Origin of the sequence: Bradyrhizobium sp. dw_78 (assembly GCF_018449525.1) — a bacterium.
Lineage (GTDB): Bacteria > Pseudomonadota > Alphaproteobacteria > Rhizobiales > Xanthobacteraceae > Bradyrhizobium.
The window spans coordinates 37,957-56,958 of record NZ_JAAVUS010000007.1 but is presented as its reverse complement, the minus strand read 5'-3'; the positions used below and the strand labels follow the sequence as shown (position 1 = coordinate 56,958).

The window sequence follows — 19,002 nt, the reverse complement described above, 5'->3', positions numbered from 1 at the left end:
GCTCGATGGAGGAGATCGCGGGTGCTCTTGCCTGATCGCGCCGCGGTGGGCATCATGCATCGATGGTGCCGACAAAGAATTCCGAATCAACCATACGGTCCGCCGATCATATGCTGGTCCTCGAGCGAGGACTTTCGGTCATCGAATGTTTCGATGGACATGACGCCCTGAGCGTCTCCGAAGTCGCCCAGCTCACGGGGATGTCGCGTCCGGCCGCCCGGCGCTGTCTGTTGACGCTGGTGACTTTGCACTATGCGACGTCAGATGGACGGTTGTTTCGCTTGGCGCCACGGGTGCTCCGTCTGGGATTTTCCTATCTGTCCAAAGCCGATCTTCCGCAGATCCTGCAGCCCGCCCTTGAACGGTTAAGTTCGATCCTGAATGAGTCTTGTTCGGCCGCGGTGATCGACGGCACCGACGTACTGTATATCGCGCGCGTGGCGACGGAGCGTATCATCTCCGTCGATCTCCGGGTCGGCTCCCGGTTGCCGGCCTATTGCAACGCGATGGGGCGCGTCATGCTGGCGGCTCTGCCGTCGGAGCAGGCGCTGGACATCCTCAAGAGGACCGACCGGATCCAGCGTACCAAGGCGACGCTGACCAAGCTGCCAGATCTGATGGCTGAGCTCGATCGGGTGCGGAAGCAGGACTACAGCATCGTCCGCGCCGAGCTCGAACTCGGGCTTCTCACCATTGCCGTCCCGATCCGCAATTCCCGCCAGGAAGTTGTTGCGGCCGTCAATGTCGGCGGTCACGTCGAACGCTCTTCCTCCAAGCGCCTGATCGACGAAACCCTCCCCAAGCTGCGCAAGTTGCAGGCTGAACTGGCCCCTCTGCTCCGCACCTGAACCGGTAATAGCAACGATCCGTGACTTGACGGATCACGGCGGCTGCCGCATCCTTCATTTATCGTACATTTGTACGATTATTGTACAAATGTTTTGGGAGGAAAACAGATGCTGGCTGTGGAGAGCCTTAAAGACACTTACGATGCGCGCGACGGCAAAATGAGTCCGAGCGACGAACGGCGGTGCGAACAACTCCTCGCGCAGTGGATGGACGCTCTGAACCACCATGATGCCGCGGGCATGGACGCCGTGATGCGCTTTCCGCATGTCCGCGCCGCCGCCAACAAGTTGTTCATCTATGATGCGCCCGGCAGCAATCCGATGGATGTATTCAAAAAGCTGGTCGAGCTTCAGGGCTGGCACCACAGCGCGTGGACCGAGATCAGGCTGCTGCAATCGTCACCGATCAAGGCACATTACGCCGTTCAATATACGCGCTATCGCGCAGACGGTTCGGTGATCGGGGTTTTCGATTCCCTCTACGTTTTCACCGCCATCGATGGCGACTGGAAGCTGCAGTTTCGATCCAGCTTCGGTCCCTAGATGCCTTATCGGTTCTGATTCAATCAGAGCCGGGCTCTGCTATTTCGGTTTGACGCGTTTTCTTCATGCGAACCGGAATCCGCTTCGCTTGAAACCGCCATAAGCAAAAAGATCACAACGAGAACAACAATCAGGGAGAATACGATGGAACGCCAGGCAACGGACCAGCTCTATCGAAAGGTCACGTTACGGATCATCCCATTTCTATTCGTCTGCTATCTTATCGCGATGGTGGATCGACTGAACGTCGGCTTCGCCAAGCTTCAATTCATGTCCGACCTTCATCTTACCGAGACGCAATTCGGCATTGCCGCAAGTCTGCTCTATGCCGGCTACATTCTGTTCGAGGTGCCCAGCAATCTCATGATGCAAAAGGCGGGGCTCGGCATCACCCTGTTGCGCGTCATGACGCTGTGGGGCGTGGCGACACTGTTTCTCGCTTTTGCCGACAGCAAATTCCATTTCTATGGACTACGATTTCTGATCGGCCTCGCCGAAGCAGGCTTTCTTCCCGGCGTCCTGCTTTACCTGACCTTTTGGTTTCCGGAGCGGATGCGGGGCAGGATGACGAGCCTGTTCATGGCGGCTCTTCCGGTATCCGGCATCATCGGAGGTCCGCTCGCGGGCTGGATCATGACCGCGACGGACGGCGCTCACGGTCTCAAGGGGTGGCAATATCTCTTCCTGGTCGAAGGTGTTCCGGCGATCGCGCTCGGCGTATTCGCCTATTTCTTTATTGCGCGCGATCCCGATCACGCGGCCTGGCTCACCCCATCCGAGCGAACCGTGCTGGCACGGGACATTGCGTCAGGTCGAAGACTCTCTGACGGACACCCCCGCAGCTTCGCGGCGGCGCTTGCGGACAAACGGGTGTGGGGCCTGGCCTTCAGCTATTTCATCTTTTACTGCGTCGAGAATGCGTTGCTGGTATGGATCCCGACATTGCTGCGCGGGGTCGGGAGCGTCAGCATCATGCAGATCGGATGGATCAGCGGCGCCATCTCGCTGGTTTCGATGGTCGGAATGCAGCTGGTCAGCAGCCATTCGGACGCCGAAGGCGAGCGGCGCTGGCATGTGATCTGCTGCGGCGTTGTCTCGGGTGCCTGCTTCATGCTCCTTCCGCTTGCAGCCGGCAGTATGGCCTTGACCACGGCCATACTCATGATCGCATCCGTCGCGGTGTTCGCATTTCTGGCGCTGTTCTGGACGATCCCATCGGCCTATCTGCAAGGCCCTGCGGCGGCCGGAGGATTGGCTCTGATCAGTTCAATCGGCGCGACCGGCGGAGTGGTCAGCCCGATCTATATCGGCTGGATGAAGGACCTGACGGGCAGCTTCTATGAGTCGCTGGGATCAATGGGATTGCTGCTGGTCCTTGCGATGGGCGTCCTGCATTTGACTCTGCGGCAGCGGGCACCCGCGTCCGAATTGATGGTGCCTAATCGTTCGATGCCGTAATGCATCGGTCCATCGGTCGACGATTGCGCGGGGCGCCTGCCGCAGGTTCTCCGGTTTAACGAGCCGCCGGCGTCATGCCTGCCGAGGGTTGGTCCGGTTGGTAGCCGTCCGTCAAGGTCTTCAGGAACGCGATCACGTCGGCGATTTCCGCGTCATTGAGCGCAGGCGGGTCACCCTGCTTGCCGTCAAACGGCGCATCGACAATATCGATATTGCGCCGATACTCCGGCGGCAAGTCGTTATAGCGATCGACCTCACCATTCGGCAGTTTCGGATACCACTTGGCCGGTTCGGTTTCACGCTCGACGTAGAAGTGCATCACTTCCTCGAGCGAATGGAATACGCCGTTATGGAAGAACACGCTGCGGGTCGCCGCGTTGCGCAACGTTGGAGTCTTGAACAGGCCGCAATATGCGGCGGCAGTCGTGTAGTCTGTGCGCAGGGGGCCGCAAAGGCCAAGGTCATAGAAGCGTGGATCGCGGTTGGCGGGAATATCGCGATTGCGGGGAGCGCCGAGCGCCTCGAACTGGTAGTCGGTGAACGCGGGCTGGAATACGCCGTCGCGGGTCGCTCTGTCGATATGACAGGACGAGCAATTGCCCTTCTTCGGGTCGTCGAACAATTTCAGGCCGCGCGCTTCCGCGGCGCTGAGCTCGGCTTTGCCGGCAAGAAAGGCGTCGTATTTGCTGTCATACGGGCGGAAGCTCGGATCCTCGGTTTGGAAGCGCACCAAAGCGAACAGGGCCTCATCCAGTGCGAGCTCTGGCCCGTCGAATATATGCTCGCCAAACAATTTCTTCAGGTCATCGGCATACGCGGCATGCTTCACTCGCTCAAGAACGTCCGCGGCGCTGTGGTTGTCCATTTCGTTTGGATCGAGTAGCGGCCCCAGCGCCTGACTCTGCAAGGTGTTGGCCCGGCCGTCCCAGTCGAGCCCACCTCGCGGGACGTTTGCCTCCGCCGCCGCTCGCGCCGCGCTATTGGCGTCGGCCTTGGCAACCGAGGCAACCTTGATATCGCCCGCCGGCTCGGCCGCCGGGGCGACGTCTTCCGGCGGAGGCGGATCGTTATCCGCCATCTCGGTGCCCGGACCGATCGAAAAGTTCGGAGTGTGCTCATGATAGCGTAGCGACGGGACCGCACGGATACCCGGCCGTTTCAGGTCCGGTCCACCGAATTGCACCACCAGGTCATTCGGGGGGCCGTAGGCATGCGCGGGACTGTGACAGGACGCGCAGGAGAGCTGCCCGGACCCGGATAATGACGGGTCGAAAAACATTTTGCGGCCGAGTTGCGCGACCGCCGAAAGTTCGGGCGTTGCCTCTGGACTGTTGGGAGCGTCGCCTGCCGGAGCAAGGGGATCCGCGGCCGAAAAGGATATCGTCAGCATCGCGGAGAGCAGGACCGGCAGCCGGATGCGCCATGTGCGGAATGACGTTGCTACACGCTCTGAGGGACGCTTCATCGGAAAGCCCGGTACAGATCAGAGAAAGAACAGAATTACAAAATCTGGACGGATGGATTATCTCCATCCGTCCAGGTATCGAGTTCCGATTAGTTCAGTTGTTACTGCTTTGTGCCGAGGCTTGCGTTGAGCACCAGCTTCGGATTCGGCGTCTGGTTGAAGTCGAGCATGTTGGTGATCGGATTCGCGATCGAGTCATACGAACCCTGGCCGATCCGCTGGCTGTTGAGCCAGTTGTCTTCGACGAAGCGAATGATCGAGGACTGATCCGTCAGCGTATGATCGACGAAGTTCGGCTTCGCGAAAGGCGAGATGACCAGCAGCGGTTGACGCGGACCGTAACCGCAGCGTCCGTTGACCGGTTGGCCGTTGATGCCGGGCAGCGGCGTAGCAAGCGCGCCGGAAGTCCCGGGCAGCGGAGCGCACTGCTGCGGTCCGATGAGCGAGTCCTGCGCGCTGGACGACGGGTTTATGACGTTGTTCATATGGTCGTACCAGCCATCCGAGTCGTCATAGGCAATGATCACCGCAGTGCTTTTCCACTCGGGGCTCTGCTGCAGCAGATTGATCATGTTGACCACGAAAGTCTGCTCATCGAGCGGATCCGAGTTGCTGGGATGAGCGTCCTGGATAGCCGGAGCCTTGAGGAAGCTCACCGACGGGAGGTTGCCAGCCTGAACCGCAGCGACGAAGTCGTTGGTGTCATACTGGTGATTGGCGCCGCCGTCGAACGAAGTCCCGATCGACGCGACCGAGGTCGGCCGCGTGTGGCTGAGGTTTCGTGTCGAGGGGTAGTATTGGAACGGCTGGTGATGCGGAACATAGTCGTTCACATTGGAGCCGACCGTCGGAGAGGACGTGCTGCGCTGACAACCCGTCGTGCCGTTGGCGTTGATGGCCTGGAGATTGAATCCGCCCTCAAACCAGCCCCAGCTGATGTTCTTCGCGTTCAAGAGATCGCCGATGTTCTTGCCCGTCATTTCGGTCGTCGGGCTCGTCGTCGAGGAGCAGACATCGCCATGGGGATCGCTGTCGCCGAACATCGTGAAGCCACCCTGGCCGTCAGCGACGATGTTGTTGATCGTGTTGCTGGGATTGGACCCATTGCTCGGGGCGAAGCCCACTGCGCCATTGGTCTGTCCGGAGATCAGGTTGACAGCGCCGGGCGAGGAGGGACCGAATGTCGAACTGTACGAATTGTCGCTCAGCGCGAAATGCTGCGCATAGTTCCACAGGGCGGTGACGGTATTGCCGTCATAGTAGCCCATCACGAGGCCCTTGGTGTTGAAAACGCCGGTGCCACCGGTGCCGGCCGCTCCGGTGTTCTTGGGAAACAGGTCCATCTTGCCACCGTCGAAGGCGGCTTGCTCTGGCCCGTAAGAATGGTTTTGGCTCGAGGTATGGGCCTGCGAGCGGTCGAGACGGAACGGGTTGGTCGCGCCGGTCCCGTTGGCCGAATTCAGGTTCGGATTGTTGGTCAGCAAGGCCGGGGTGAGGCCCTGGACGCTCGGCGTGTTCGGAGCCGCCGTGAAAACCGGTTCACCCGGCGGGTTCGTCGCGGTCGGATAGGTGCCGAAATAGTGGTCGAAAGATTCGTTCTCTCCGAAAATCACCACGACGTGCTTGATCGGAGTAGTGGTTTGAAGTGAATCCTGCGGCGATGCCGCGAATGCCGGGTACTCGCCCTGAGCGGTTAACAATAGCGATAAACAAAGGGCAGACGCAGCCCTGCTAGCGTTGCGTTGCATGGAGCTCTCTCGTTCTGACTGAAAAGGATAAACGCCTTCGGTCTCGGTGAAAGACAGAGGCGGCCTTTGCTAGGCGATGGCGTTATAAATTTACCGCGTGACATGGAAATGACGCGCGAGTGAAACACGCGCGTGCAACTAAGAATTCAGAGTCGGCCTTTCGCCATCAGAAATGAAGCGCGTTGCGCGAGCGGAGTAAATCCGCAATTTTGCTGCGTCACGGGCATGGAAAACGGACTGACCTCGGCGCTTGTTCACAACTTTTACCTCGCGCGCAAAAGCGGACGTCAAGATCGCAGGGGCGGACAAGTTTCGGGACGCGCGCTACGTCAGTGGCGGTGCCTCGGCACGGTCATCGGGATTGATGCGGTCAAGGGCGTGGGATGGAGGACGGTGCCCGGTATGGGAATCTGACTTTCGACCCATCATTTTCGGTCGCGCGGCGGCCAAATGGCGAGGAATTGAGATTCACTCGCGCGGAGTGGTCGCTCCTGGTCCTGTTCACCGGGAATATCCGCAAGATCCTAACGCGCGACCAACTGCTGAACGCGATGTCCGGCGCCCGATCGAATTCATCCGACAGCAATGTCGATTGCCTCATCATCCAGCGGCGTCGGCGCGGAGAGATACGCCACGCATGAAGGTAGCCGTGTTCTTCGGCATGCTGGGCGTGACCTTCTTCGGTCTCGTGACGCCCGTGGTCTACGTCGCGCTACATGCGCTGAGCGGGCGGCAACTGTCCCCGCTCGCACATCACGGCGCCGCGCACCACGACGTCGTTTCACTGTCACTCTTGCCGGACCGGTTGCCCGCGCTCGAACATCAGAGTTGACCGGAAGACGACGGCTGCACTGCGGAAAGCTATGGGGAGGGATGCCGGGAATCCCACGAACCGCGCTCCGCCCGCAGCGACGGCTCGAAGCGGACCGGAATCCAGGATATGGCGAGCCGCTGCCCCACGCGGATTTCATCCTTCGACATTTTCGATGCGACCGCGTCGCGGAACCTCGCATAGGTGTCGCGTTCGTGGCCGTTCGTGCGCGCCGCGGCGAGGTTAAGCCATTTATAGGCGAGGATGAAATCCTGCGGAACGCCGTGGCCCTTGTCGTATGACAGGCCGAGCATGGCCTGAGCGAAGGGATCTCCCTGAACGGCGCCCTGGGCGTAAAAATCGGCGGCAGCGTCATAGGCCTGCGGTTCACCGAAGCCGTTTTCGTAAAGGAAGCCGAGCAGGCCGAGTGCCCTGGCATTGCCGCGCTGCGCCAGCGGCGTGAGTTCCCGGGCCGCACGAACATAGTCGCCACGGGAGTAGGCCGTGGTGCCACGCCCCAGCGCGTCGGCATGCGCGAGCGGCGCGGCACTCACGCCGATCAACATGGCGAGCGTGGCCGCCAGCAGGCAACGCGACACGGCCGCGATTGTACGGTGACGGCGCATGACCAAAGCGAGCGGAAGCCGGGTTGCGGTATTATTAAGGGACACTGGTGGTCTTTGCCTGGGTGATGGCGGTGGTGGCGATATCGCCGCGCAATTTCGATCGCAGTTCTTCGGCGACGATATGCGCGTCGGAGCCGTTGCGGATGATCTGGGGCCGGATGAAGATGATCAATTCGGTGCGGGTCGTGGTGTTGTCCTGGTGCCCGAACGCATCGCCCAGCCCCGGAATCTGATCGAGGCCCGGGATACCACTGCGGTTGCCGGACTGCTGCTCGCTGACCAATCCGGCGAGGAGTACCGTCTGACCCGTTGCGACCGATATCGAACTCTTGACCTTTCGTTCCGAAATCGTTGGCGTCAGGCTGTTGTTGTTGTTCGGCACATTGCTGATTTCCTGCTCGATATCGAGCCGGACATTGCCATTTGCGTTGACGCGTGGCGCCACCCGCAGGATGACGCCCGTGTTGCGATAGTCGACGGTGTTTACGACTGTATTATTCGTCGTTAGCACCGTGGCGCTGCCGGTGGAGATCGGTACGGAGTCGCCAACCTGCAGCGTTGCCACCTGGTTGTTGACGACGACGAGAGACGGATTGGACAGCACCTTCAGGCTGGTGACCGAATGTAGTGCGTCGAGGATCACACTCGGCTGGGTCGCGGATCCGACCAGGAAGTTGAAGCCCGGAAACGCTTGGTTGATGAATGCGTTTCCAATCGATCCTACGGCCGAGACGGCTCCGGTGGAATCGGTGGCGGTTGCCGGCGGGGTTATTGCCTGCGTGTTCAGGATCGTGCCGCTGTTGGCTGGGAGCCCGAGATTGTGGCTGGTCAGATAAGTCTGGACGCCGTAGCTCAGTTCGTTGTTGAGCGTCACCTCGGCGATGGTCGCATCGATCGCGACCTGAAGCTCCGGCTTGTCCATCTGAAACAGCGTGGATTCGATGATGTGATAATTGGCCTGGTCGGCATAGATCAGAAGCGAATTGTTGACGGTGTCGGGCGTGATCCGCACGTCGCCTTGCAGCAGGGGCTGGCCATTGCCGGCGCCGGCGCCGTGGCCGCTGTCGAGCGCGGCACCACCGTTTCCATTTCCGTTTGCACTGCCCCCCGCCGCTTGCTGGCCAAAACCTGTGGTGCCGCCGGGACCGGAAGAGGGGCGCGCGCCGAATCCGTTGGTTGTCGACGACGAACCGCCGTTCGCCGAGAGGCGGTCGCCGCTCGATGTCGCCGAACTGCCGGATCCCGGCGCAAGCTGATTGTCCGGACTATCGAGCAGGCTGGAAGACGAACTGCCGATGAACATCTCGGTCAGCACCTTCGCGATCTGGCGGGCGTCGCCGTATTTCACCTGATAGACGTGAACACTGGTTCTCTCAGTGTCGACATGATCGAGCCGCTTGATCCACATCGCTGCATCGCGCAGCATCGCCGGACGCTTGGTCACCACCATCACGGCGTTGAGACGGGCGATCGCCTCGAACTTGATGACATTCTGGCTGAGGCCGTTGTCGCCGGAGTCCACGATCTTTTCCAGTTCGGCGATGAGCGGCGCGGGCGGGCCGCTCGAAATCGGGAAAATGCCGACCGATTGGCCGCGCATCCAGTCGACGTCGAAGCTCAGGGCGGTGTCGACGGCGGTGCGGCGTTCGGCGCCGCTGCCTTGGATCAGCAGAAGATTGCGCGACGTATCGGCGCGAACCGTTCCGGCCTTGGTGGCGAAGCTGTCCATCAGCTTCAGGAGCGTTTGCGCCGATACATATTGCAGCGGCACCACGGAAACGCCAAAACCCGGTTCGGGGCTGGCGCCGGCCGCATCGACGCGGCCCGCGCCGACCGCGTCATTGAGCGGGGTCAGGCGATAGCCTGCGGTGTCGCGGATCAGCACGACGCCGCTCAGCCGCAGGGCATTTTCCAGCACGAAGACGATGTCCGATTTCGCGACCGGCCGTACCGAGACCAGGCTGACCGTGCCCTGCACGCGAGGGTCGATCGTGTAGCCGACGCCGAGGATGTCGCCGAGCACCACCTTGGCGACGGTAGCGACCGGCGTATTCTCAAAATTGAGATCGAATCCATTGCCGCTTGAGGTCGGTTGCGGCCGTTCATCGGAGACGGCCGTCACTTCCGCTCCTTCATACATCACCGGACGGCTGCTGCGGTCTTGGCCGGAAGCTGTCGCGGAGATGCTGCCCACGGCTTGCGGCTGACGCGGCAGCAAATCCACCGAACGCACCTTGTCCATAATGTCAAGCTGGGCGCCGTCATTGGTTGAATTGACGGTTGCCGAGTTGCACGAGGCTAACAGGCCCAGAGACATTATAATAAAGGCAGCGCGAGCGCCGCGACCGATCATTAGGTACCGGCCCAGACTGCCGACGCGTACCATCGTTCCCGCCATTTCTACTATACATTCAAGACATTTAGGCCCGCAGATCATGCATGACGATCCGCTCACGCCCCCCGGTGGGCATCCTTAGCGATGGATCGTGACAGAAATAATTGCCGGCGGGATCGCACGTCAAACATTTTGCGGCGTTGATTTCGGAGCACATGACGCTGTGCCCCGCCGCAGAATATTGAGATCAAATTTTTTTTGAACGGCATGCGCGTCGGGCGCTTCGTACAGGTGTCACACTTCGGATCAATAACGAAGAATGACGGTCGAGCGATGTTCAATGATCCGCCGACCGATCCCTTGACACGCGGTACGACCGGAACAGCGAATGGCCAGCGACTTGTCTTTGCAGTTCGTGGAATATTTGCGTCAAGGCAAACATTTGACGAGCGCGGACGGTCGTGACGATGCGGCCGGGCCGGGCGTTTCCGACGGCCGTCGGGCCAAGCTCTGGGAACTGACCGATCTGTCAGCCGCCGGGTTCGCGGATGAAGCCGCTCGGTTTTTTGGACTCGAGCGGGTCACGCTGCAGGACATGATGTCGGCAGCGCCGCTGGTGGCGTCGTTCTCGCAACGTTTCCTGCGCGAGATGATGGTTTTTCCGTATCAGTCGTCCGATGGCAAGGCAACGCTCGCGGTCGCGGATCCGAGCGATGTCGCGGCACAGCGCGCGACGCAGATCGTGCTTGGCATGGGCATCGTGATCAGGATCGCGACGTCGGAGGACCTTGCGGTCGTTCTCAACCAGCGTCTGGGCGAAGACGATGTCGATCCCGCCCTGGACCCGGCGTCACAGCCGCGGGAAGACGACATCGAAAGTCTGCGGGATCTCGCCAGCGGCGCACCGGTGGTGCGCGCGGTCAACGATCTGCTGGAAAAGGCGGTTGAACTGCGCGCCAGCGATATTCATATCGAGCCGTTTTCCGCCGGCCTTGTCGTTCGCATGCGCATCGACGGGTTGCTGCGCCCGGTGGCGGCGCCGACAGGGGTGTTGCCGCAAGCCGTGATCTCCCGCATCAAGATCGTCGCCAACCTCAACATCGCCGAGCGACGCCTGCCACAGGACGGCGCCGCGCGGCTGCGGGCAGGGCGCGGGGATGTCGATATCCGTGTCGCGATCATGCCGACCCAGCATGGCGAATCCGCCGTCATCCGCGTCCTGCCCAAGGACCGCGGCCTGCTGGTCGTCGAAAAACTGGGATTTTCAGCGCCCGACGATGCCACGTTGCGACGGCTGCTGAAGCTGCCGCACGGCATGATCGTCATCACCGGCCCGACCGGCAGCGGCAAGACCACGACGCTTGCGACCATCCTGTCGATCCTGAACGAACCGGTCCGGAAGATCCTGACCATCGAGGATCCGGTCGAATATGAAATCCCCGGAATCAATCAGTCGCAGGTCAAGCCGGGGATCGGGCTGACATTCGCGGCCGCGCTGCGCTCCTTCGTGCGCCAGGATCCGGATGTCATCATGGTCGGTGAGGTGCGCGATTCCGAGACCGCGCATGTCGCCGTCCATGCCGCGCTGACCGGCCATCTGGTGCTGACGACGCTGCATACGGAAACCGCGGCGGCGGCGGTGCCGCGGCTGCTCGACCTTGGCGTCGAGGGCTATTTGCTGCGATCGGTGTTGCGCGCCGTGATCGCGCAGCGGCTGGTTCGCCAGCTGTGCGAGCATTGCAAGGCGCCGCGGGCGCTGACCGATGCCGATTTTGCCGAAGATCCGCGGCTCACAGCGCTAGGCCTCCGCGCCGGCGAGGTGATTCAGGAGCCGTGCGGCTGCGAACGCTGCGGCGGCACCGGCTATCGCGGCCGGCTGGGCGTTTTCGAACTTCTCGAATTGACCGGCGAGATCCGTGAACTGATCTCGGACAAGACCGACGGGCTGAAGATCGACGCGATGGCGATCCGCGACGGCATGACGACGATGCTCGACGATGGCATCGCCAAATGCCGCGCCGGACTCACTTCGCCTGCCGAAATCCTCCGTGTTACGACTGTGCGGTGAAAGCGTGCCGAATTTCCGCTACCGGGCCCTGACGCAGAACGGCGAGATCGTGAATGGCACGCTCTCGGCGCCGACATCTGCGGAAGTCGCGCGCCGGATCGAATATCTGCGGCTGCTGCCGATCGAGACCGTCGAGGACAAGCGTGCTGTTTCCAGCTCCGGCGGATTCGGTCTGTTCGGCAAGCCGAGTTCAGCCGAGATCACCACCTTCACGCGGGATCTGGCGCTGCTCCTGAAGGCCGGCGCGCGTCTCGACGACGCGCTGGAACTGTTGTCCGGCGACGCCGATGTCGGGCGGATGCGCCCCGTGGTTAGCAAGCTCCGCGCGGCGCTGCTCAGCGGTGAAAGCCTGGCGGATGCGGTCGCGGATCACCCCGCGCTGTTTCCGCCGATGTTCGGGGCGCTGGTGCGCGTTGGCGAGGTTTCCGGCACGCTCGATCAGGTGCTTGACATGCTGGGCGCGGAGCGGGCGCGATCGGAACTGATGCGGCGCAAATTGACCGATGCGATGCAATATCCGGCCTTCGTGCTGGTCGCCGCCGCCGGCGTCATGCTGTTCTTCATTCTGTTCGTGCTACCGCAATTTTCCACGGTGCTGCAGGATTTCGGTGCCAAGCAGGATACGACGCTGGGTACCTTCATCAAGCTGTCGGACTTCTTGCGGGCCAACGCCACCGCCGCGCTGCTGCTGACCGCGGCGGTCATCGCCGGCGTGTGGTGGCTGCTGCGCCGACCGGGGGCGGGCGCTGCTATTATGACCGCGATCTCGCACGTACCCGGCATCGGCGGCATCTTCCAGTTCTATCGCACCAGTCTTTTTTGCCGCAATCTCGGCGTCCTGCTCGGAAGCGGCGTCAACCTCACGGCCACTTTGCGCATCCTGGTCGACATCATGGCGGTGACCGGAGGCGAGGCAAGCTGGACCGCGGCGGCCGATCGCGTCCGTCATGGCGGCAAGCTGTCCGACGCGCTGTCGGTGGCGACCAGCCTGCCGCCGATGGCGGTCCGCATGTTGCGCCTCGGCGAAGAGACCGGGCAATTGCCGGCACTTTCCGGCCGGGTCGCCGAATTCTACGAAGCAAAATTGCAGCGCAGTCTCGACCGGGTCGTCGGCATCGTCGGCCCGCTCGCGATCGTTACCATCAGCACGGTCGTCGGCGGGCTGATCGTGTCGGTTATGACCGCGCTGCTGTCGGTCACGCAACTCGTTGGCTAAATCAAGGGTCGGGCTAGATCAAAGGTTGGTTCATCATGATATCGCTCAAGAGCATCGGCGGAATTTTCGTTACGCGCACTGAAGAGCCCGGCCGGGACGGAAGCGGGCTGGCGGATACCGGCCAACAGGGTTTCACGCTGGTCGAGATGCTGGTGGTGATCACCATCATCGGCCTCATCATGGGGCTGATCGGTCCGCGCGTGCTGAATTATCTCAGCGAATCCAAGGTCAAGACCGCAAGGATTCAGTTGCAGAGCTTTGCCAGCGCGCTCGACCTGTTCTATCTCGACGCCGGCCGGTTTCCTTCCACGTCGGAAGGATTGACCGCGCTGGTGCGGCAGACGCCGGGCGTTGCCGCCTGGAGCGGGCCGTATCTGAAGGGCGGCACCGTTCCCACCGATCCCTGGAACAATGCCTATATCTACCGCTCGCCGGGCGAGCATGGCCCGTATGATATCGTGTCCTACGGCTCCGACGGTCAGGAAGGCGGCAGCGGCGTTGCCGCCGACATTTCGCTCGAAAACGTCACCGCGAAAAATGAGTGATGGTGCAGAGCGCGGCTTTACCCTGCTCGAGATGGTGTGCGTGCTCGCCATCATCGCGCTGCTGGCGGCCGTTCTGTTGCCGTTCATGCCGCATGAGACATCGCGGTCGCGCCTGCAGGCCTATGCGCTGCAGGCCGCGGCGCTGCTGATGTCGGACCGCAACGCGGCGATCCGCAATCAGACCAGCGTCTCTACCGCCGTCGATGCGCAAGGGCGCGTGATTCATTCCGGCGCATCGCGGAGCGCAATCCGCGTTCCCGACGACGTGCGCTTCGACGCGCTATTGCCGCAGACCTGCCGGCAGCAGGCGGCATTGTCGGTCATCAGCTTTTTCGCCAACGGCACCTCATGCGGCGGCACCATCACGCTGACCCGCTTCGATACCGGCTATGAAATTCGCGTCAACTGGCTGACCGGAAGGATCGAAATTGTTCCCCACGACACCAGCAGCAACTGATCGCCCTGACGGCGGCTTCACGATCATCGAAGTGCTGATCGCGCTTGCGATCGTCGCCGTCTCGATCGTCGCGATCGGCTCGCTGATGGCGACCAATGTGCGCGGGGTGCAGTCGCTGGAGCGGCATGTGGCGCTGACGCAAGCGGCGCGCACCGTGATGGCCGCGGGCCTTCCGTCGCACGCCGAACTGCAGCCCGGCACCACGTCGGGACAGCTGGACGGTTACCGCTGGACCGTCGATGTCACGCCGTTAGGCGGCGACTGGACGGTGCCGGATGCCGATATTCCCTGGATGCCAGAACTGGTCAGGGTGCGCGTCCAATCTCCTTCCGGTGCGGTGTCCGACATTCGCACCGTCCGCCTGATGCAGAAGCCCTCCGAATGAGCACCGTGCCGATCCGGGAGCGTGTTGGCGAGCGCGGTTTCACGCTGATTGAAACCATTGTCGCGCTGGCGTTGATGGGGCTGGTGCTCTCCGCGCTCGCCAGCATCACCGCGCAATGGCTGCCGAACTGGAATCGCGGCCTCGGCCGGATCCAGCGCAGCGAGGTGATCGGGATCGCTTTGCAGCGAATCGCCGCCGACCTCGCCGCCGCCGAATATGTTCCGGCCAATCGCGATTCGCGCCGCCCGCTGTTCGAGGGATCTGAGCTCTCGGTGACATTCGTGCGCACCGCGCTTGGGCCGAACACCGGACCCGGGCTGGATCTGGTTCGTGTCGGCGAGACGACCGAGCGCCACGAATTCGTGACGGTGCGTTCGCGGACCCGATTCGCCCCGCTGCCATCGGCTGCCTCGCTGTCGGAACAGATACATTTCAGTGATCCGGTGGTGCTGTTGCATGCGCCATACCGCCTGTCGTTCGCCTATGCCGGACTGGACCGGATCTGGAAAAGCACATGGAGCGGGGCCGATAAGCTGCCGTCCATGATCAGGCTGACCATTCGCGACGGCGGCACCGAACGGGTTTTGTCGGTGTCGACGATCGCGCCTGTCCACGTTCAGGTGCCGAGCGATTGCCTGCAGCCGGACGGCAAGTGCAGTGACAAGGACACGCCCGATAAGAACACGCCGGATGATTCAGCCAACCCGCCCGCGGATGCCCGGGCCGGGATCGCGAACCAGGGCGGCACGCTATGACGCGGGATCGCGCCAGCGCGTCATCTCCGGAGCGCGGCTTCATACTCGTTGCCGTGATCTGGATTCTCGCGGCTTTGTCGGCGCTGGCGGCGATCTTCGCGGTGTATCTGTCGGCCTCGGCGCAAGCACTGGCGCTCAACGACACCGCGCTCCAGACCGAGGCGCTGGTGTCCGCGAGCCTCGAACTCACCGCCTACCAGTTGACACTCGCCGGCGACAAGGACCGGCCCTCGCGCGGATCGTTCCACTTCCGGATGGATGATGCCGATGTCCTCGTCACCTTCACTTCCGAGGCCGCCCGCATCGATCTGAATTTTGCGCCCAAGGAAGTGCTCGCCGCTTTGTTTGCAGGCCTCGGCGCGAGCAAGGCCGCGGCAAAGGAAGATGCGGACCGGATCGTCGGCTGGCGGACTCGTGCAGCGCCCGATAGCGCCGGCGACGAGCCATCGCTCTATGCCGCGGCCGGCTTGAATTATGGACCGCGGCAATCATTGTTTACCCATGTGAACGAACTCGCGCTGGTAGTCGGCCTGCCGCCAGCCTTGGTGGACCGCGCGTTGCCTTTCGTCACGGTGTTCAACGGCTCGGCCGGTGTCGATGCCACGATCGCAGCGCCCGAGGTGGTCGCTGCCTTGCCCGTCACCGGACAGGACAAGCCCGCCGATGCACTTGGCCAGCCATCGGCGCCGTCGAGTGATCCGCTCGCGGCTATGAATTCATCTTCATCCGCGGCAGCCAAGAGCGACGTGCCGACGGTCAAAAGCCCATGCTACCGGATCGAAGCCACGATCCATTTCAGCAGCGGCCGCCGCACCGCCTCGGAAGTCGTGGTTGTGCTCGGTGACAAGGTGGAACCATATCGCGTGTTGTCCTGGCAGGACGATATGGAGCCGCGCCGCGACGCGCCAAGGCGCAGGGGGATATGATGGCTGTGATCCCTGAATTGAAGCAGCTCTTCACGGAATGGATTGCCGCCGTGACCAGTGCCGTCGAAGCGGCGACGGAAAAATTCGTGCGTTCGCGCCGGATCTTGCTCCATGAAGGCGAGGATGGCGCCTATTCGGCCAGGACGGTTTCGGGAAACAAGACGGTTCCGGGAAAGAAGGCGCAGGCGCTGCCCGATCTGTCCTTCCGCCTCGATGAGGGCAGGCCCCATCCGCCATTGCCGGCAGCCTGGCAAGCTGCATTCCGCGGCAGCCGCGTCGAAGCGCAATTGCAGGCCGATCATGTGATGACGTCGTTGCTCGACTTCCCGAGCAAGGCCGGTGATTTTCTCGACGGCATGATCCGGACACAGATCGATCGCCTCACGCCCTGGACCGCCAGCGATGCGGTGTTCGGCTGGAGCCCGCCGGTAGTCGCGGCAAACGACCGGATCGACGTGACCTTCGCAGCGACGTCGAAGCGTGAGGTGCAGCCTTTGCTTCACTTCGCGCAAGCGCTGGATGTCGCTTCCGTCGCCATCTACACCACCGCTTCCGATGGCGCCGGCGCGCCGGTCAGGATCAAGCTCCTCGACCAGCCGTGGCGCAGTGCGACCGGGTCGGCGGCGAGGACACCGCGTCTTCTGCGCGCCGTTCTGCTGTCTGCCGGTGTTGCCGCTGCGGCCTCGCTGCTGATTTCGGCCTATTTCGAGAGTTCGCTGCAATCGGAGCTCGGCGAATTGCAGCGGCAGATTTCGCAACGCCGCGCCGCATTGCGCCTCGATTCGAATGGGGCCGGATCGGGTCTGGAACTGTTGGCGAAGCGCAAGCAGGCGACGCCATCGAGCGTCATGGTGCTTGAAGCCATCTCGCGCGTGCTGCCCGACACCACCTATGTGACGGAACTGCGGATCGAGGGCGACAAGGTCCAGGTCGTGGGCATGACGCAGGATGCGCCGTCCCTGATTCGCCTGATGGAGCAGTCGCCGCAATTCACCCGCGCCACCTTCTTCGCTCCGACCACGCGCGCGGCGAACGAGCCGGGCGAGCGCTTCCATATCGAAGCCCACATCACCGCCTATTTTGGATCCGGCACGTGAACGCATTCTCTGCATCGAAAAACGCCATCGTCACTTCGCCCCTGCTGGCGGCCGCGCTCTATGCCGGTCTCGTGGCGGCGTTGTTGTTCTTCATCGTGACATCGATCTCGGATGTGCTCGACCAGCGCGGGCAGGTGGCGGCGGCATCGGCTATGCTGGAACAACTCGACGGCCGCAAGCCCGCCGCTATCAGCGGCTCGGCCGGCGACGTCACGGTCCCTTCGGGCTCAGCCTATCTCGAGGGGGCGACCGTCACGGTCGCGGGCGCGACGTTGTTGCAGCGCGTGGCCGGCGCCGTGGTGAAATTCGGCGGCAACGTGCTGTCGACCCAGCTTGACCTGGAGGGAACGCCGTCAAAGACCGGGTTTCTCAGCATGATCGCGAGTTGCGAGGTCGATCAGCCTCAATTGCAACAATTGCTCTACGATCTCGAGGCGGGGATGCCCTTCCTGTTCATCGACCAGCTCGAGGTCCAGACTCCGCTGACTGCGTCGGGCTCGAGCAGCGGGAGGTTGAGAATCCTGCTTGCCGTGTCCGGGCAATGGCGAGGTGCCAAATGAAGCGAAGCTTCATGATCAGCCTCGCATTGCTGGTGTCGCTGGTTCTCGACGCCGCCGTTTCGGCTGCCGCCATTCCCGGCGACGCGCTGGACGCCAACCTCGACGATAATTCGCGATCCGCCGTCGTGCCGGCGGTATCCGCCGCACCAGCCGAACCGGTTACGAGCGTGCGCGTCGTGGCGCCGCCGGCCGCGGCGGTGCGGACGCCAAGTGCCAATCCGCTGTGGGCGGTGCCACTTAGTCAATTGTCCGGTACGCGCGACCGTCCGATCTTTTCGCCTTCGCGCCGTCCGCCACCGGTCGCAGCCGCAGCCGAATCCGCGCCGGTCAAACTACGGCCACCGAAGAAGGAGATCGAGCCTCCGCCGCTTTCCCTGGTCGGCACCATCGCCAGCGACGACGAAAGCTTCGGGATTTTTCTCGACCAGTCGACAAAAGCCGCACTGCGTTTGAAGATCGGCGAGGACTACCAAGGCTGGAAGCTGCGCGCCATCAGAGGGCGCGAAGTGACGATGGAAAAAGACGAACGAGCCGCCGTGCTGACATTGCCGCCGCCGGGCGGCGGGTCGAGCGGCGAGGGCCATCTGTTGCCGGTGAACGCGACCGGGAGGCCGGCGGTGGTAATGCAACAATGATTCGGGAGAGCGTCAGGCCGCACCGAGGAATTGCTGTGCGGTGAAGGTCAACAGCAGGCCGATCGCCAGAAACGGTCCGAACGGCAGCGACGTCTGCCGCGTCATGGCGTGCCCGGCCAGTTGCAGGCCGCCGATTGCGGCGAGCGCGGAGAGCGTGGCGATCAGCAACAACATTGGAATCCCGGCGATGCCGATCCACGGCGTCGCAGCGGCAAGGAGCTTGACGTCTCCGAGGCCGAGTCCCTGAACTTTTCGCAACATGAAATACAGCCGTCGTAACAGCCAGAAGACCAGCCCGACCGCCATGCCTTCATATAGGGCGCCGATGCCGGACATTGTGTCCCCGGCAATGACGGCTTTGACCAGCCCGAGAACGGCGATGGACAGATTCAGCCCGTCCGGAATAATGCCGCGTCGAATATCGGTCAGTGCCAACGCGCCGCACAGCAGGCAAAGCGCGGCGAACAATCCGGAGAGTTGCAGAGACTCGGTATCGATAGGCATGGAGTCCTGCCGAAGATGAC

Annotated in this window: 19 protein-coding genes; 14 read left to right on the top strand and 5 right to left on the bottom strand. The window is 62.3% G+C overall.

Going from position 1 to position 19,002, the window contains the following annotated elements; all coding sequences use genetic code 11:
- Window positions 1-110 precede the first annotated feature (110 nt).
- The 3 genes from HB630_RS18475 to HB630_RS18465 all read left to right on the top strand — a co-directional run bounded on the left by HB630_RS18475 (window position 111) and on the right by HB630_RS18465 (window position 2,849).
- Complete coding sequence (locus HB630_RS18475) at window positions 111-848, top strand: IclR family transcriptional regulator C-terminal domain-containing protein (protein WP_213773711.1); 738 nt, start codon at window positions 111-113, stop codon at window positions 846-848.
- Between the two features lie 108 nt (window positions 849-956).
- Window positions 957-1,391 carry a hypothetical protein gene (locus tag HB630_RS18470; protein ID WP_213773710.1) on the top strand — a complete coding sequence of 145 codons (435 nt, stop codon included), beginning with the start codon at window positions 957-959 and terminating at the stop codon, window positions 1,389-1,391.
- Window positions 1,392-1,535: 144 nt separating this feature from the next.
- A complete protein-coding gene (locus tag HB630_RS18465; RefSeq protein ID WP_213773709.1) occupies window positions 1,536-2,849 on the top strand; it encodes an MFS transporter in 1,314 nt (437 codons plus the stop codon).
- A gap of 55 nt (window positions 2,850-2,904) precedes the next feature.
- Here the strand turns inward: HB630_RS18465 and HB630_RS18460 are convergent, their stop codons facing one another.
- Window positions 2,905-4,239, bottom strand: a complete 1,335-nt coding sequence (locus HB630_RS18460) for a cytochrome c peroxidase (RefSeq protein WP_276571612.1) — start codon at window positions 4,237-4,239, stop codon at window positions 2,905-2,907.
- 176 nt (window positions 4,240-4,415) lie between these two features.
- Window positions 4,416-6,062: an alkaline phosphatase family protein gene (locus HB630_RS18455; protein WP_213773707.1), complete on the bottom strand. Its 1,647-nt coding sequence runs from the start codon at window positions 6,060-6,062 to the stop codon at window positions 4,416-4,418.
- Between the two features lie 637 nt (window positions 6,063-6,699).
- Here HB630_RS18455 and HB630_RS18445 point away from each other — a divergent pair.
- Complete coding sequence (locus HB630_RS18445) at window positions 6,700-6,894, top strand: hypothetical protein (protein ID WP_213773705.1); 195 nt, start codon at window positions 6,700-6,702, stop codon at window positions 6,892-6,894.
- Between the two features lie 29 nt (window positions 6,895-6,923).
- Here the strand turns inward: HB630_RS18445 and HB630_RS18440 are convergent, their stop codons facing one another.
- Together HB630_RS18440 and gspD are read right to left on the bottom strand one after the other, a co-directional pair.
- Complete coding sequence (locus tag HB630_RS18440; protein ID WP_213773704.1) at window positions 6,924-7,499, bottom strand: tetratricopeptide repeat protein; 576 nt, start codon at window positions 7,497-7,499, stop codon at window positions 6,924-6,926.
- Between the two features lie 34 nt (window positions 7,500-7,533).
- On the bottom strand, window positions 7,534-9,852 hold the full coding sequence (gene gspD / locus HB630_RS18435; protein ID WP_249780911.1) for a type II secretion system secretin GspD: 2,319 nt from the start codon (window positions 9,850-9,852) through the stop codon (window positions 7,534-7,536).
- Between the two features lie 370 nt (window positions 9,853-10,222).
- On the opposite strand from gspD, the gene HB630_RS18430 reads away from it, so the two are divergent.
- From HB630_RS18430 to HB630_RS18385, 10 genes are read left to right on the top strand one after another with little or no spacing between them, the layout of a single operon-like run.
- Window positions 10,223-11,902 carry a GspE/PulE family protein gene (locus HB630_RS18430; RefSeq protein WP_213773702.1) on the top strand — a complete coding sequence of 560 codons (1,680 nt, stop codon included), beginning with the start codon at window positions 10,223-10,225 and terminating at the stop codon, window positions 11,900-11,902.
- A gap of 4 nt (window positions 11,903-11,906) precedes the next feature.
- The gene (locus HB630_RS18425; protein ID WP_213773989.1) at window positions 11,907-13,118 is read left to right on the top strand and encodes a type II secretion system F family protein; all 1,212 of its coding nucleotides are present in this window, start codon (window positions 11,907-11,909) and stop codon (window positions 13,116-13,118) included.
- Window positions 13,119-13,153: 35 nt separating this feature from the next.
- Window positions 13,154-13,663 (top strand): type II secretion system major pseudopilin GspG, encoded by a 510-nt coding sequence (gene gspG / locus HB630_RS18420; protein ID WP_213773701.1) that lies wholly within the window; start codon window positions 13,154-13,156, stop codon window positions 13,661-13,663.
- Window positions 13,656-14,120, top strand: a complete 465-nt coding sequence (locus HB630_RS18415) for a type II secretion system protein (RefSeq protein ID WP_213773700.1) — start codon at window positions 13,656-13,658, stop codon at window positions 14,118-14,120. The genes gspG and HB630_RS18415 overlap by 8 nt, the downstream gene beginning before the upstream one ends.
- Window positions 14,092-14,505 carry a type II secretion system protein gene (locus HB630_RS18410; protein ID WP_213773699.1) on the top strand — a complete coding sequence of 138 codons (414 nt, stop codon included), beginning with the start codon at window positions 14,092-14,094 and terminating at the stop codon, window positions 14,503-14,505. Before HB630_RS18415 ends, HB630_RS18410 begins: the two co-directional genes overlap by 29 nt.
- Window positions 14,502-15,260 (top strand): prepilin-type N-terminal cleavage/methylation domain-containing protein, encoded by a 759-nt coding sequence (locus HB630_RS18405; protein WP_213773698.1) that lies wholly within the window; start codon window positions 14,502-14,504, stop codon window positions 15,258-15,260. The genes HB630_RS18410 and HB630_RS18405 overlap by 4 nt, the downstream gene beginning before the upstream one ends.
- Complete coding sequence (locus tag HB630_RS18400) at window positions 15,257-16,186, top strand: type II secretion system protein GspK (protein WP_213773697.1); 930 nt, start codon at window positions 15,257-15,259, stop codon at window positions 16,184-16,186. Before HB630_RS18405 ends, HB630_RS18400 begins: the two co-directional genes overlap by 4 nt.
- Window positions 16,186-17,283: a PilN domain-containing protein gene (locus HB630_RS18395; protein WP_213773696.1), complete on the top strand. Its 1,098-nt coding sequence runs from the start codon at window positions 16,186-16,188 to the stop codon at window positions 17,281-17,283. Before HB630_RS18400 ends, HB630_RS18395 begins: the two co-directional genes overlap by 1 nt.
- Window positions 17,280-17,843 (top strand): type II secretion system protein GspM, encoded by a 564-nt coding sequence (gspM, locus tag HB630_RS18390; RefSeq protein WP_346656110.1) that lies wholly within the window; start codon window positions 17,280-17,282, stop codon window positions 17,841-17,843. The genes HB630_RS18395 and gspM overlap by 4 nt, the downstream gene beginning before the upstream one ends.
- Window positions 17,840-18,478, top strand: a complete 639-nt coding sequence (locus HB630_RS18385) for a hypothetical protein (protein ID WP_213773695.1) — start codon at window positions 17,840-17,842, stop codon at window positions 18,476-18,478. Before gspM ends, HB630_RS18385 begins: the two co-directional genes overlap by 4 nt.
- 12 nt (window positions 18,479-18,490) lie before the next feature.
- On the opposite strand, the gene HB630_RS18380 is transcribed toward HB630_RS18385, so the two are convergent.
- The gene (locus HB630_RS18380) at window positions 18,491-18,982 is read right to left on the bottom strand and encodes an A24 family peptidase (RefSeq protein ID WP_213773694.1); all 492 of its coding nucleotides are present in this window, start codon (window positions 18,980-18,982) and stop codon (window positions 18,491-18,493) included.
- Window positions 18,983-19,002: the final 20 nt, after the last annotated feature.

Coding starts and splice junctions, on each gene's coding strand:
- HB630_RS18460 (WP_276571612.1), bottom strand. CDS start 4,239: ATGCTGACGATATCCTTTTCGGCCGCGGATCCCCTTGCTCCGGCAGGC.
- HB630_RS18445 (WP_213773705.1), top strand. CDS start 6,700: ATGAAGGTAGCCGTGTTCTTCGGCATGCTGGGCGTGACCTTCTTCGGT.
- HB630_RS18465 (WP_213773709.1), top strand. CDS start 1,536: ATGGAACGCCAGGCAACGGACCAGCTCTATCGAAAGGTCACGTTACGG.
- HB630_RS18455 (WP_213773707.1), bottom strand. CDS start 6,062: ATGCAACGCAACGCTAGCAGGGCTGCGTCTGCCCTTTGTTTATCGCTA.
- HB630_RS18440 (WP_213773704.1), bottom strand. CDS start 7,499: ATGCGCCGTCACCGTACAATCGCGGCCGTGTCGCGTTGCCTGCTGGCG.
- HB630_RS18395 (WP_213773696.1), top strand. CDS start 16,186: ATGGCTGTGATCCCTGAATTGAAGCAGCTCTTCACGGAATGGATTGCC.
- HB630_RS18405 (WP_213773698.1), top strand. CDS start 14,502: ATGAGCACCGTGCCGATCCGGGAGCGTGTTGGCGAGCGCGGTTTCACG.
- HB630_RS18430 (WP_213773702.1), top strand. CDS start 10,223: ATGGCCAGCGACTTGTCTTTGCAGTTCGTGGAATATTTGCGTCAAGGC.
- gspG (WP_213773701.1), top strand. CDS start 13,154: ATGATATCGCTCAAGAGCATCGGCGGAATTTTCGTTACGCGCACTGAA.
- HB630_RS18380 (WP_213773694.1), bottom strand. CDS start 18,982: ATGCCTATCGATACCGAGTCTCTGCAACTCTCCGGATTGTTCGCCGCG.
- gspD (WP_249780911.1), bottom strand. CDS start 9,852: ATGATCGGTCGCGGCGCTCGCGCTGCCTTTATTATAATGTCTCTGGGC.
- HB630_RS18470 (WP_213773710.1), top strand. CDS start 957: ATGCTGGCTGTGGAGAGCCTTAAAGACACTTACGATGCGCGCGACGGC.
- HB630_RS18415 (WP_213773700.1), top strand. CDS start 13,656: ATGAGTGATGGTGCAGAGCGCGGCTTTACCCTGCTCGAGATGGTGTGC.
- HB630_RS18400 (WP_213773697.1), top strand. CDS start 15,257: ATGACGCGGGATCGCGCCAGCGCGTCATCTCCGGAGCGCGGCTTCATA.
- HB630_RS18385 (WP_213773695.1), top strand. CDS start 17,840: ATGAAGCGAAGCTTCATGATCAGCCTCGCATTGCTGGTGTCGCTGGTT.
- HB630_RS18475 (WP_213773711.1), top strand. CDS start 111: ATGCTGGTCCTCGAGCGAGGACTTTCGGTCATCGAATGTTTCGATGGA.